Source organism: Enterovibrio norvegicus FF-33, from assembly GCF_000286835.2.
Classification (GTDB): Bacteria; Pseudomonadota; Gammaproteobacteria; order Enterobacterales; family Vibrionaceae; genus Enterovibrio; species Enterovibrio norvegicus_A.
In genome coordinates this window covers 2,480,399-2,493,478 of the sequence record NZ_AJYD02000038.1, presented here as the reverse complement: position 1 = coordinate 2,493,478, position 13,080 = coordinate 2,480,399, and the positions used below count along the sequence as shown (strand labels likewise).

The following is a 13,080-nucleotide window of genomic DNA, read 5'->3' as shown; positions in this document are numbered from 1 at the left end:
ATGGCCGTACAAAAGAGCAAGAAATCACGTTCAATGCGTGGTATGCGTCGTTCACACGATGCGCTAACTACTAGTGCACTGTCTGTAGATGCAACTTCTGGTGAAACTCACCTGCGTCACAATGTGACTGCTGACGGTTTCTACCGTGGCCGCAAGGTAATCAACAAGTAAGGTTGAGCCTTGTCTGGTCTAACCATTGCACTTGATGCGATGGGTGGGGACTTCGGTCCTCAGATAACAGTGCCTGCCTCCGTGCAGGCATTGTTGTATTTCCCTTCGTTAAAAGTCGTACTCGTCGGTGATCACACTGAGATCACTCGCCAGCTTACATTGCTGGGTCAAAATAATGCCTCCCGCATATCAATTGTTCATGCGGAATCTTCTATTGCCAATGACACACGTCCTTCGCAAGCACTTCGTGCGAGCAAAGGTACCTCTATGCGTGTCGCTCTCGAACTTGTCGCTGAAGGCAAGGCCGATGCTTGCGTCAGTGCTGGAAATACCGGTGCCTTGATGGCGCTTTCCCGCATGTTACTGAAATTACTTCCTGGTATAGACAGACCTGCTTTGGTATCAGAGCTCCCAACGATTGGAAGCCATAAAAGCTGGTTGCTCGATCTGGGCGCAAATGTGTCAGTGGATGCTGATACCTTGTTTCAGTTTGCCGTGATGGGATCGGTCCTTGCTGAAGAGCAGCTAGGTTATAAACCGTCAGTGGCGTTGTTGAACATTGGTGAAGAAGAAATAAAAGGCAACGATTTAGTTAAGCGCTGTTCAGAAATGTTACAACAGTGCTCGGCGGTCAATTACATCGGTTATGTAGAGGGTGATCAACTTTATACAGGTAAGGCCGACGTGATTGTCTGCGATGGATTTGTCGGTAATGTCAGCCTGAAAACCAGTGAAGGTGTCGCCAGATTATTTTTAGAAAGTCTAAAAATGCATATACTGGTGAACCCAATTAAGAAACTGGTGGCTAAATGGTTATTCGGTAGCCTATTTAAAGCGCTAAATAACCTGAACCCCGACCAGTACAATGGTGCAAGTCTGTTAGGATTGCGCGGCATTGTAGTGAAAAGCCACGGACGTGCTGATATATCCGCTTTCCAACACGCTATCGGAGAAGCGGTACACGAAGTCGAACGGCAACTACCTAGAAAAATATGTGACCGTTTGGAAGCCGTACTACTCGAGAGGCAATATTAGTCGTCATGTTTAGTAAGATTTTAGGCACAGGCAGTTATTTGCCTGAGCAAATCCGTTCGAATGCGGATCTCGAAAAAATGGTTGATACCAGTGATGAGTGGATCATGGCTCGTACTGGTATCAAAGAGCGCCGTATTGCTGCTGAAGATGAATCAGTGGCAACTATGGGTTATCACGCTGCCTGTCGTGCCATTGAAATGGCAAATATTGACAAGCAAGACATTGATTTAATTATTTTTGCCACAACCAGTGGTGAAAATGCGTTTCCATCATCGGCCTGTGATGTTCAGGCAATGTTGGAGATCAGCGGTTGCCCTGCATTTGATATTGCTGCCGCCTGTTCTGGTTTTGTTTACGCGTTGAGTGTTGCAGACCAGTACGTGAAATCAGGCATGGCGCGTAATGCATTGGTGATTGGTGCTGATCGTCTTTCGCACAAGTGTGATCCGACTGATCGTTCTACCATTATCCTGTTTGGTGATGGTGCCGGTGCCGCTATTGTGAGCGCAAGTGATGAACCAGGCATTATTTCAACGCATCTTCGTGCCGATGGTAAGTTTGGTGAATTGCTGAAATTGAAATATCCAGCACGTGATATTGCGAGCAACCCTACTGCGCAAGATGCGTGGTTGGAAATGGCGGGCAATGACGTGTTCAAAGTCGCTGTCAATCAACTTGCCAATATCGTGTCTGAAACGCTTGATGAAAATCAAATGGATAAATCAGAGATTGATTGGCTTGTGCCACACCAAGCAAACTTTCGCATTATCAAAGCTACCGCGAAGAAACTCGCAATGTCGATGGATCAGGTAGTGATTACTCTAGATAGACACGGCAATACGTCAGCCGCTTCTGTTCCTACTGCGCTCGATGAAGCAGTACGAGACGGACGCATTCAGCGCGGCCAAACGATTTTGCTGGAAGCCTTTGGCGGTGGTTTCGCCTGGGGCTCTGCACTGATTAAATTTTAATAAGGAAAACGTTATGTCTAACTTTGCTGTGGTTTTTCCAGGCCAAGGTTCACAGGCTGTGGGTATGTTGGCAGCACTGGCAGAGCAGTTTGCGGTAGTTAAAGAAACCTTCGCTGAAGCATCTGGCGTACTTGGCTACGATTTGTGGGAATTGGTTCAAAACGGACCTGACACCGATCTAAACCAAACCAATCGTACACAGCCTGCATTGTTGACAGCCTCTGTTGCAATCTGGCGTGTCTGGCTGGAACAAGGTGGTGCGCAACCATCTGTCATGGCAGGTCATAGCCTTGGTGAATACTCAGCATTGGTATGTGCGGGCGTTATCGATTTCAAACAAGCGGTAAAGTTGGTTGAACTTCGTGGCGAGTTGATGCAAGAAGCAGTTCCAGCGGGTGTGGGCGCAATGTCGGCCATCATCGGCTTGGACAATGACGCGATTGCGAAAGCGTGTGAAGATGCTGCACAAGGTCAAGTCGTGTCACCGGTTAACTTTAACTCTCCGGGTCAGGTTGTTATCGCTGGTAATAAAGAAGCGGTGGAACGAGCGAACGTACTGTGTAAAGACGCGGGTGCTAAACGTGCGCTTCCTTTGCCCGTTTCTGTTCCTTCACATTGTGCGCTGATGAAGCCTGCTGCTGATAAACTTGCAGTTGCACTTGAAAGCATTGACTTCTCTGCGCCATCGATTCCTGTCATTAACAATGCTGACGTTGCTGCTGAAACTGATCCTGCTGCGATTAAACGCGCACTAGTTCATCAGCTATACGGTCCTGTTCGTTGGACTGAAAGTGTTGAGAAAATGGCTGGTCAAGGCGTAGCGCTGCTGTTGGAAATGGGGCCAGGTAAAGTATTGACCGGTCTAGCAAAACGTATCGATCGCAACCTAAATGCGGCGGCGGTAAATGATCCAGCATCGCTGGAAGCCGCGAAGTAATTTCTAGGAATTGCGGGAAGTGTTAAATCGCTAACCGCTGTTATAAAGGAACGAAAACTCATGAACCTGAATGGAAAAATTGCTCTTGTAACGGGCGCAAGCCGCGGGATTGGGCGTGCTATCGCTGAACTTCTCGTGGAACGTGGTGCGACGGTCGTAGGTACTGCCACTTCTGAGAGCGGTGCCGCAGCAATCAGCGATTATCTGGGTGAAAATGGCAAAGGTTTCGCACTGAATGTGACATCAGCAGAATCTGTTGGCGATGTGTTGAAAGCGATTAAAGAAGAGTTTGGTGACATTGATATTCTGGTAAATAACGCAGGTATCACTCGCGATAACCTTCTGATGCGTATGAAAGATGACGAGTGGCAGGACATTATGGACACCAACTTGACGTCTATCTTCCGCATGTCAAAAGCAGTACTGCGTGCAATGATGAAAAAGCGTAATGGCCGAATCATCAACGTGGGTTCTGTTGTTGGTACCATGGGCAATGCAGGACAAGCGAATTACTCAGCGGCAAAAGCTGGAGTTGTGGGTTTCACCAAATCTCTGGCACGTGAAGTTGCATCGCGCGGAATTACCGTAAATACTGTTGCTCCAGGTTTCATCGAAACCGATATGACAAAAGCGCTGAACGATGATCAGCGTGCAGCAACACTTGCTCAAGTACCTGCTGGACGATTGGGTGACCCACGTGAAATTGCTGCCACAGTCGCATTCCTTGCGTCTGCGGATGCAGCATATATCACAGGTGAGACACTTCATGTTAACGGCGGCATGTACATGATTTAAACATTAAAGTTGCAACACTAAATGATACAGGTCAAACTCCGGCTGTTTATCGAGCATATCGTGGTTTGACCAGCATATAGGGTGTTGCAAAGTCCACATTATTGAATAAACTACTGCACATATCGCATCTGCGAATCTTGTAAGGAATAGTATTAATATGAGCAACATCGAAGAACGCGTTAAAAAAATCATCATTGAGCAATTGGGCGTAGACGAAGCTGAAGTTAAAAACGAAGCATCTTTCGTAGACGACCTAGGTGCAGACTCACTGGACACCGTTGAGTTGGTAATGGCTCTGGAAGAAGAATTCGATACCGAGATTCCAGACGAAGAAGCAGAGAAGATCACTACCGTCCAAGCAGCGATTGATTACGTTGTAGGCGCGTCTGAGTAATCAGAACAAGATCCTTCCAGGCGGTCACTTGACCGCCTGAGTTTTTTCTAAGACCCCGAAAATTTCAAATAACACCTTTTCTCGGAGAATATCATCGTGTCTAAGCGTCGTGTTGTAGTCACTGGCATGGGGATGTTATCACCTGTAGGTAACACCGTTGAATCTTCTTGGAAAGCCTTGCTGGCTGGCCAAAGCGGCATTCAAACCATCCAACATTTCGATACCACTGGTTTCGCAACCCAATTTGCTGGGATGGTGAATGATTTCAACTGTGAAGATTACATCTCTAAGAAAGATGCCAAAAAAATGGATTTGTTTATCCAGTACGGTATCGCTGCAAGTGTGCAAGCACTTGAAGATTCAGGTTTAGAAGTCACAGAAGAGAATGCAGAGCGCATTGGTGTTGCCATCGGCTCTGGTATTGGTGGCCTTGGCTTAATTGAGTCCAACCACCGTGCGTATGTCGCAAAAGGCCCACGCAAAATTAGTCCATTTTTTGTACCGTCGACCATCGTTAATATGATCGCCGGTCACGTTTCAATTAATTACGGTCTTCGCGGTCCAAACATCGCGATTTCAACGGCTTGTACTACTGGACTTCACAACATCGGTCACGCTGCCCGTATGATTGCATATGGTGATGTTGACGCAATGGTTGCCGGTGGTGCAGAAAAAGCCTCTACAGAGCTAGGTATCGGTGGTTTCGCCGCGGCTAAAGCACTGTCTACCCGTAATGATGATCCACAGTCGGCATCACGCCCGTGGGATAAAGACCGTGACGGTTTTGTTCTGGGTGATGGTGCTGGTGTGATCGTTCTTGAAGAATACGAGTTTGCTAAAGCACGTGGCGCGAAAATCTACTGTGAATTAGTCGGTTTTGGTATGAGCGGAGACGCGTACCACATGACGTCGCCAAGTGCAGACGGTTCAGGCGGTGCGCTGGCAATGAAAGCAGCGATCCGCGATGCAGGCATCACACCGGAAGATATCGGTTACATTAACGCGCATGGTACGTCTACTCCAGCGGGGGATGTGGCTGAAACCAAAGGCATTCGTTTAGCAATGGGTGCAGCGGCTGACAAAACTATGGTGTCTTCGACTAAGTCGATGACCGGTCACTTGTTGGGTGCTGCGGGCTCTGCTGAATCTATCTTTACCATCATGTCTTTGGTTGATCAGGCGGTAGCGCCAACGATTAACCTCGATAATCTTGATGAAGGTTGTGATCTTGATTACGTTCCTCACGAAGCACGCCAAGTGAACATGGAGTATGCACTCTGTAACTCTTTCGGCTTTGGTGGCACAAATGGCTCGTTAATCTTCAAAAAAATGTAAGTTTTTTTGATAGACTAGAACGGCTCGATAGTTGATATCGGGCCGTTTTTTTATCTGCATTTCAAGGATGAACGATGATCCTGCTCAACGGACAAGCTTCTGATCACCTGCCGTTGTCGGATAGGGGGCTGCAATATGGTGATGGATGTTATACCACCATGCTGTCAAACCACGGCGTGTTGCGTTCATGGCCACTTCATTTGGCGCGTTTGATGTCAAATACTGAAACGCTCGGTATTCAAGGCATAGATTGGGATTTGCTGACCGCTTGGGCTGAATCAGTCTCGCTTTCTCAGAAGGATAAGGCAGAGGTGATCGTTAAAATCTTGATCACGCGCGGTAGCGGCGGGCGAGGATACAGCCCTCAAGGCTGCCAAACCCCAAATGTTGTCGTATCGTCCCATCCTTCCCCTGCGCATTATAAACAATGGCGTGAAAAGGGTATTCAGATGGGAATGTTGCAGCAGCGTCTTGGTTTGTCGCCTCTTGCTGGTCTAAAACACCTTAATCGGCTTGAGCAAGTGTTGATTAAGCAAGAAGTCGACGCTTTAGGTCTTGATGACGGCGTGGTTTGCGATCTCAATGGCAAGTTGATTGAAACGTCTGCGTCTAATTTATTTTGGCGAAAAGGCGATAACTTGTTTACGCCTGACCTTTCGTTGTCGGGCGTTGAAGGTACAATGCGCGCAGAAGTGATCAACGCGGCGCCCGGAGAAGGGTTTCACGTCAGTATTGTTTCTGCTGAACCAGACGTGCTTATCGATGCAGATGAAATATTTATAACCAATGCAGTGATGGGATTAGTGCCTGTTCGTTGTGTAGAAAAAACATTCTACAGCAGTTTTTTAGCATGTAGAGCAATTACCTTGAGGTTGAGTGCGTGATAAAAAAAATCGCCCTGATTTTATTGTTTTTCGTTGTAGCTGCAATGGGCGGCGCATATTGGGTACATGGTCAAATTGAAAGCTATGTGAATGAGCCCATTGAAATTGAACAAAGCCAATTGATCAAAGTACCAGAAGGCTCAAACTACCACTCTTTCACGCGTAAGCTTGTCTCAGAAGGCGTTATTCCAAGCTCTCAGTGGGCACGTTGGGCAGCAAAAACACATCCGGAACTGACGCGACTAAAAGCGGGTACCTATCAAATTCAGCCGGGTATGACATTAGCTGATGTGTTTGTTGTAGCGCTTTCAGCCAAAGAGCACCAGTTTGCGATTACCTTTGTTGAGGGCAGTACGTTTAAAGAATGGCGTAAGCAGTTAGCTGAAACCCCTCAAATTACGCATGACACCGCGGACATGTCAGAAGCTGACATTGCTAAAGCATTGGGTGTGAACGTTGATAAACTTGAAGGGCTGCTGCTACCTGAAACCTACCATTATGTGGCGGGTGAAAGTGATATGGCGCTCCTGAAACGTGCATCAAGCCAGCTTCAAAATGCGTTACAACAAGCATGGGAAACACGTGAAGAAGGCCTACCGATTAAATCGGAGTATGATTTATTAACGCTGGCGTCGATCATTGAAAAAGAAACGGCAGTAGACCGAGAACGTGAAAAGGTGGCGTCTGTATTCGTTAACCGATTAAACAAGGGTATGCGACTACAAACGGACCCAACAGTGATTTACGGTATGGGCGATAAGTATGATGGCAATATTCGCAAGAAAGATTTGCGCACGCCAACGCCTTACAACACATATACGATTAACGGATTGCCACCTACACCGATTGCGATGCCGGGTAAGGCGTCCATTATTGCTGCCGCTAATCCATCGGATACCCCGTATTTTTATTTTGTTGCCGATGGTCTCGGCGGACACACGTTTTCTAGAACGCTCGCGGAACATAACCGTGCAGTAAGACAGTATCTCAAGATATTAAGAGCCCAATGAATAACGGAAAATTTATCGTCGTAGAAGGTTTGGAAGGTGCGGGGAAAACTACCGCTATCCATAACGTGATTGAAACCCTGAAAGACTGTGGGATTTCAGATATTGAAACAACGCGCGAACCCGGCGGTACGCCGTTGGCTGAGCAAATGCGTGCGCTGGTCAAAGAAGGGCACCCTGATGAGCCTTTGACGGACATGGCTGAGCTGTTGTTGCTCTATGCGGCACGGATTCAATTGGTCGACAATGTCATTAAGCCTGCGTTGACACGCGGCGCTTATGTAGTGGGTGATCGCCATGATATGTCTTCGCAAGCCTATCAAGGGGGTGGTCGTGGCTTTGATAAAGCCTTGATGCAAAACCTGCGTGATACCGTGCTTGGGGACTTTCGTCCAGATTTTACCTTATACATGGATCTCGATCCTGCGATTGGCCTTTCTCGTGCTAAAGCACGTGGAGAACTCGATCGCATTGAAAAAATGCAACTTGATTTCTTCCACCGTACTCGTGAGCGTTACTTAGAAATGGCGAATGCTGATGACAGTGTTGTGATTATCGACGCATCACAGTCGATTGAAAACGTCACTAAAGACATTCGCAATGCATTAGAAACGTGGCTGAATCATGCAGGCTAACCTGTATCCTTGGCATCAAGAGCTATGGCAAAACTGGCAACACTTGCTGGGTCAAGATCGCCTGCACCATGCAGTATTGCTGAGCGCCCCGAAAGGGAGTGGTAAGTTAGCGCTTGCCGCCACGCTCGCAAAAACGATTTTGTGTAAAAATGGCGTGACCGAACCTTGCGGTGTTTGTCATAGCTGCCAGTTATTTGATGCCGACACCCATCCTGATTTCCATTGGCTAAAGCCAGAAGCGGAAGGCAAACAGCTGGGCGTCGATGCGGTTCGAGCGGGAAACAAGTATGCGTGGGAAACGTCGCAACTTGGCGGTGAACGCGTCATCTTGGTTCAAAACGCAGACAGTATGGGTGAAGCTGCTGCGAATGCGCTACTCAAAACCCTCGAAGAACCGCCTGCAAGCTGCCACTTTATCTTGCTTTGCGAGTCCATGGACAGCATGTTGCCTACAGTTGTCAGTCGTTGTAATAAATGGAAACCTAAACTGCCAGAAGAAGCGGTGGTGAAGCGTTGGGTTGAAAGTGGGTTGTTTGACTCTGTGCCTTTGCAGGTTATTCGCATCAACCGTGGCGCTCCTTTGGCGGCGAAAGCCTTTATAGAAAATGGCAACGTTGGTAAACACGAAGCCTTGCTGAGTGCTTTCGTTAGCTTTGTTTCTACACAACAAGGCTTATTTACGCTGACGGATCTGCTGGCGAAGGCCCAGAGAGATGGCTTGAACTGGCTAAGCTTCTTATTGCTTGATGTGATGAAGACTCAGCAAGGGTCTCAAGAGGCTATTGTGCATTGTGATTCAACCGCACAACTCAATGCCATTAGTAAGGCTGTTAACCCATCGAAGATTACGTCTCAGTTGATGGCCTTAAACAAGTTGAAAGCTGAACTTGCCAGACACACAGGGCTGAACAGTGAACTTCTCCTGAGTCGCTGGTTATCAGGCTTCAATGAATAAATTAATTTAGCGCGAAGATTACCGTATAATCCCGCGCTTCAATCATTTTGCTAACCGGAGAAAGTGACGTGCTAGTCGACTCGCATTGCCACCTCGACAAACTTAACTATGACGAATTACACACCGATGTTGCTGACGTGGTCGAAAAGGCCAAAGTGCGCGGTGTTGATTATTTACTGTCTGTCGGCGTGACGCTAAAAAGCTTCCCAAACATGATGGAGTTGATTCGCCCGTTTGATAACGTGTTTGCGTCTTGTGGGGTTCATCCGCTCGATATTGAAGAAGGCTTCGATTACGAGATCTTGAAACAATTGGCGTCTGATGACCGCGTTGTGGCTATTGGTGAAACGGGGTTGGATTACCACTATCAGCCAGAGTTAGCAGATAAACAAAAAGACGCTTTTCGTCAGCATGTACGTATTGCAGTAGAGTTGAATAAGCCCCTTATTATTCACACACGCATGGCCCGTGAAGACACGTTGCAAATACTGCGTGAAGAGAATGCTCAGAATGTGGGGGGTGTGCTCCACTGCTTTACTGAAAGTTTTGAGATGGCAGAAGCCGCGATTGAGCTGGGTTTCTATATCTCAATTTCAGGCATTGTAACGTTTAATAAAGCGTCCGAACTGAAAGACGTGGTGCGCCGCCTGCCGCTGGAAAAACTGCTGGTGGAGACAGATTCACCGTATTTGGCGCCGATCCCGTATCGCGGCAAAGAAAACCAACCTGCTTACGTGAAAGAAGTTGCTGACTATGTCGGTTTGCTGAAGGGCGTATCCGGTGAGGAAGTGGCAAAAGTCACCACTGAGAACTTCTTTAAGTTGTTCTCTCAAGCGAAGCGATAGAGACACTGAAAGTTTGATTTTACAGATTGATAAAAAGAAGCCGGGCTGATGCCCGGCTTCTTTTTAGTTTGCTGAAGGCAAATTTGTTATCTCATAGCGAATAGCATTTTTACTCACGAAACCTGCCATATAGCTTTCTAACTCTTCTTTAGTAATGGCTTCCAGCATGGCGTCAGGGTTGATGACGGCTAAAGGATCTGAACCGTATAGCACGTAGTCAAGCATCATTCTCGCTTGTTCTTTGGGGAGAATAAGTCCATCTTTCAGTGCTTGAGAAAGCTGGGCGACGGTGCTTGAGAACTCCTGTTCTGTAATGCCATCTCCTAACGAGTCAACGACCTGACCAATGCGATCTTTCGCCTGCTCGCGCTTGAGCAATGACACATTCGATACAAACATAAACATCTGCTGTTTTGCGCCATCAGGCCACATTACAAAGGAGTACGGGTAATAGTCCAAACTCGCCTCTTCGCGAATATCTTCAAGTAATCTTTGCGTCATAATACGGCCCGCCATATCGCCAATGAACCGATCGCGGGTTGTTTTGGCTGGGGCTGAATTTGTCAATACAGTAACAAATTCGACGTTATTACCGCGAGGGCCGAAGGCGTAGACGATCTCAGTTTTCGACGTTTTGATGCCTAGGTCGTACTTCGGCTTGGGGGCTTTTTCATCAAACGTAATACCTGCGAGATATGTGCGTGCCAATGGCTTTAGCTCGTCTTCTGAGAGGTTACCTGCGATCACGATGGTTAGCCCTCGGTTAACCTGAAAAAGCTGTTGATAGGCATCTTTGACTTGTTCTACTGTGACTGCTTGATATTGTTCTGGATCGAAGCCATATCTCGGTGACGATGGCGAATATATGCTTTTGTTAAAAGAAGAGTACGACTTGCCATCGAGAGAATCATGGAATTGCTTTTGGTTGGCCACAAACGTCGCTTTGTGTTGTTCAAACTTTACTTTATCCACGGTTGCATGCTGATAGGCTTGATGAAGAGCCGCTAAAAGCACTGGCAAAGATTCTCGCGGTGCTTCCCCGTAAATACCATGCCTATTTTCATCAATCATGGGTTCTAAATAGCTTTTGTTTTTGACCATAAACCGATTGAAGTCAGTGGATGACATTCCACCTAATCCTGTCAGCGCGTAGGCGCCAGGTGACATATAAGCGGCAGGCCTTAATGTTTGGGGTAGCGAAGCGATACCGCCTTGCGATCCGGCATAGAGGTAGACGGTGTCTCCGGCATCAGGCATATGTCTGAGATACACCGTGACATTGTTGCTCAACGTGAACTTGGTGGTATCCGGCGCAACGGATACCATCGCGGTAATATCGCCTTTTGTCTCAGGTTGAGGGAATGCGTCAATGGCGTCAGGGAGTATCAGTCGTTGGCCTTTAGCTTGGAAGGTGTCGTTAAAGGCTTTTAAATTAGCAGCGACTTGCTTGTTCGTGTTTCCATCTAGGGCTTGGTTGAACGCGAGTCCCGTAATGGGCTTAACGTCTTTTTTACCTAGCAGAAGACGCAACTGTTTGTTGAAGTATTCTTTGTCCGCAAGAGTGACATAGCGTTTAGAAAGTTCAGTGCGCTGATCTTGAGAAAGCGTTTGAGTGTTGTTTATTAGGTTATTCAATTTCTCGTCAGCAAAATCCCTCGCTGCCCAGTTTTCCTTCATATTTTGCTCTTTATTGGCAAAAGCGGTTTCTTGCGCATCGATTTCAAGTGAGCTGAGGCCATGATCCCTGAGGGTAGCGAGTTCATGTGCTAGAAATGTCATCGCCGCGTCGCGATTGTTGGGTTCAAAAGCCACACTAATTGTTAGCTGGGGTAAACCAAGCCAATAAGCCGTCGAACTTGAAACGAATTGAACGGGGGCTTGTGTGTCTGATGCTCTGTCATTCAAACGTGTGTTGATGGCGTTGGCAAGCATCACTTGATTGGCATATTGCTCAAAGTGAACACCTTCAGTTAACGCATTTTGTTCTGGTTTGAAAATGAGCGTGAAAGATGGGAATTCACTGTCGGCAGTGGTGAGAGTGAGTGGCTCGGGATTAAATTGGGCGAGTTGACTGTTTCTATTGGTGTTCTCTTGGTTGGTCCAGCGACCAAATGTTGAGCGAATAAGCGTTTCTATGTTTGCTTTGTCAATATCACCGCTAATGACTAGCTCGGTGCGATTAGGTGTATAGTTGGCCTGATAGTAGTCTTGTAATCTTTCCGTGGAAATATTGGTTATCGACTCGCGAGAGCCAAGGACATTAACATTCCCTTCATAAGCATCTTCCGCTAATGCCATGTGGGCTTTGAAATTGATTGAACCTTTAGATGCCTCTTGTCGACGAAGTTCGCCGAGTACGACCCCTTTTTCTGCGTTGACCGCATCAGGAGACAGGGTTAAGCCTGTGGAAATATCTTTGAACCAATCGAGCGCATGCGGCAAATGGCTGTTATCTGGCAAATCTAGCTTGTAGAACGTCCAATCATGGTAAGTGAACGCATTGAGGTGTTGTCCAAAGTTGAGCCCAGCATCGCCAAACAGCTTAATGACATCGTTTTTTGGGAAGTTATCACTGCCATTGAATGCCATGTGTTCAAGAAAGTGCGCGTATCCTTTTTGGTCCTTATCTTCGTCGATTGAACCCGTGTGAACGAGAAGGCGGATGGAGACTGGCGCACCTTTTTGATTTCGTATGTGCACGTTCAAACCGTTTTCTAATGTTGTGTGCTGCCAAGATGTGTCAGGTGCGATCGGGTCGTTAAGCAGTGTTGTGTTGCATGCGACAATAAAAACAACGGGGAGCAATACAAATAGTCGTTTCATCACGTTGGTCTTTTCTCTTCCATAAGCAGTTCAACGTAATCTACACAATCGAATACATCGCAATCATGTTATTGGTCTGAAAATGCGACAGGCAAGTCTTAAAATCTGTGCAATACTATGTAACTAAGAGATAAAATTAAGCGTTATTTCGTTACATGAAATAACGTTCCTTCCTCGATCCCCTGGCACAAACCCACTTGGGTGTTAAGTACTCCATATTCATAAAAAATTAATTTTAATCAATGATTTAGATAGTATCAAAAATGCTATTATCTCAGTGTCTGATGTGATCT

13 protein-coding genes are annotated in these 13,080 nt (G+C 46.9%); 12 read left to right on the top strand and 1 reads right to left on the bottom strand.

Features of this window, described 5'->3' with window-relative positions:
- From rpmF to A1OO_RS19010, 12 genes are all read left to right on the top strand, one after another.
- Positions 1-171, top strand: coding sequence for a 50S ribosomal protein L32 (gene rpmF / locus A1OO_RS19065; protein WP_016961383.1), 171 nt, complete (start codon positions 1-3; stop codon positions 169-171).
- A gap of 9 nt (positions 172-180) precedes the next feature.
- Positions 181-1,206, top strand: a complete 1,026-nt coding sequence (gene plsX / locus A1OO_RS19060) for a phosphate acyltransferase PlsX (protein WP_016961384.1) — start codon at positions 181-183, stop codon at positions 1,204-1,206.
- Positions 1,207-1,211: 5 nt separating this feature from the next.
- Positions 1,212-2,177 (top strand): beta-ketoacyl-ACP synthase III, encoded by a 966-nt coding sequence (locus A1OO_RS19055; protein ID WP_016961385.1) that lies wholly within the window; start codon positions 1,212-1,214, stop codon positions 2,175-2,177.
- A 13-nt stretch (positions 2,178-2,190) separates the two neighbouring features.
- Positions 2,191-3,114, top strand: a complete 924-nt coding sequence (gene fabD / locus A1OO_RS19050) for an ACP S-malonyltransferase (RefSeq protein WP_017004107.1) — start codon at positions 2,191-2,193, stop codon at positions 3,112-3,114.
- Positions 3,115-3,174: 60 nt separating this feature from the next.
- Positions 3,175-3,909 carry a 3-oxoacyl-ACP reductase FabG gene (gene fabG, locus A1OO_RS19045; RefSeq protein ID WP_016961387.1) on the top strand — a complete coding sequence of 245 codons (735 nt, stop codon included), beginning with the start codon at positions 3,175-3,177 and terminating at the stop codon, positions 3,907-3,909.
- Between the two features lie 157 nt (positions 3,910-4,066).
- Positions 4,067-4,303 (top strand): acyl carrier protein, encoded by a 237-nt coding sequence (gene acpP / locus A1OO_RS19040; RefSeq protein ID WP_016961388.1) that lies wholly within the window; start codon positions 4,067-4,069, stop codon positions 4,301-4,303.
- 96 nt (positions 4,304-4,399) lie between these two features.
- Complete coding sequence (gene fabF, locus A1OO_RS19035; RefSeq protein WP_016961389.1) at positions 4,400-5,638, top strand: beta-ketoacyl-ACP synthase II; 1,239 nt, start codon at positions 4,400-4,402, stop codon at positions 5,636-5,638.
- Between the two features lie 74 nt (positions 5,639-5,712).
- Positions 5,713-6,522: an aminodeoxychorismate lyase gene (gene pabC, locus A1OO_RS19030; protein WP_016961390.1), complete on the top strand. Its 810-nt coding sequence runs from the start codon at positions 5,713-5,715 to the stop codon at positions 6,520-6,522.
- Entirely contained in the window at positions 6,519-7,532 is a 1,014-nt protein-coding gene (gene mltG, locus A1OO_RS19025) for an endolytic transglycosylase MltG (RefSeq protein WP_017004106.1), read from the top strand. The genes pabC and mltG overlap by 4 nt, the downstream gene beginning before the upstream one ends.
- Entirely contained in the window at positions 7,529-8,164 is a 636-nt protein-coding gene (gene tmk, locus A1OO_RS19020) for a dTMP kinase (protein WP_016961392.1), read from the top strand. Before mltG ends, tmk begins: the two co-directional genes overlap by 4 nt.
- The gene (gene holB / locus A1OO_RS19015; protein ID WP_016961393.1) at positions 8,154-9,119 is read left to right on the top strand and encodes a DNA polymerase III subunit delta'; all 966 of its coding nucleotides are present in this window, start codon (positions 8,154-8,156) and stop codon (positions 9,117-9,119) included. Before tmk ends, holB begins: the two co-directional genes overlap by 11 nt.
- Positions 9,120-9,187: 68 nt before the next feature.
- Positions 9,188-9,964 carry a TatD family hydrolase gene (locus tag A1OO_RS19010; protein ID WP_017004105.1) on the top strand — a complete coding sequence of 259 codons (777 nt, stop codon included), beginning with the start codon at positions 9,188-9,190 and terminating at the stop codon, positions 9,962-9,964.
- Between the two features lie 63 nt (positions 9,965-10,027).
- Here the strand turns inward: A1OO_RS19010 and A1OO_RS19005 are convergent, their stop codons facing one another.
- Positions 10,028-12,787 (bottom strand): M16 family metallopeptidase, encoded by a 2,760-nt coding sequence (locus A1OO_RS19005; protein ID WP_017004104.1) that lies wholly within the window; start codon positions 12,785-12,787, stop codon positions 10,028-10,030.
- Between the last annotated feature and the right edge of the window lie 293 nt (positions 12,788-13,080).

Coding starts and splice junctions, on each gene's coding strand:
- rpmF (WP_016961383.1), top strand. CDS start 1: ATGGCCGTACAAAAGAGCAAGAAATCACGTTCAATGCGTGGTATGCGT.
- A1OO_RS19055 (WP_016961385.1), top strand. CDS start 1,212: ATGTTTAGTAAGATTTTAGGCACAGGCAGTTATTTGCCTGAGCAAATC.
- fabD (WP_017004107.1), top strand. CDS start 2,191: ATGTCTAACTTTGCTGTGGTTTTTCCAGGCCAAGGTTCACAGGCTGTG.
- fabG (WP_016961387.1), top strand. CDS start 3,175: ATGAACCTGAATGGAAAAATTGCTCTTGTAACGGGCGCAAGCCGCGGG.
- acpP (WP_016961388.1), top strand. CDS start 4,067: ATGAGCAACATCGAAGAACGCGTTAAAAAAATCATCATTGAGCAATTG.
- pabC (WP_016961390.1), top strand. CDS start 5,713: ATGATCCTGCTCAACGGACAAGCTTCTGATCACCTGCCGTTGTCGGAT.
- tmk (WP_016961392.1), top strand. CDS start 7,529: ATGAATAACGGAAAATTTATCGTCGTAGAAGGTTTGGAAGGTGCGGGG.
- holB (WP_016961393.1), top strand. CDS start 8,154: ATGCAGGCTAACCTGTATCCTTGGCATCAAGAGCTATGGCAAAACTGG.
- A1OO_RS19005 (WP_017004104.1), bottom strand. CDS start 12,787: ATGAAACGACTATTTGTATTGCTCCCCGTTGTTTTTATTGTCGCATGC.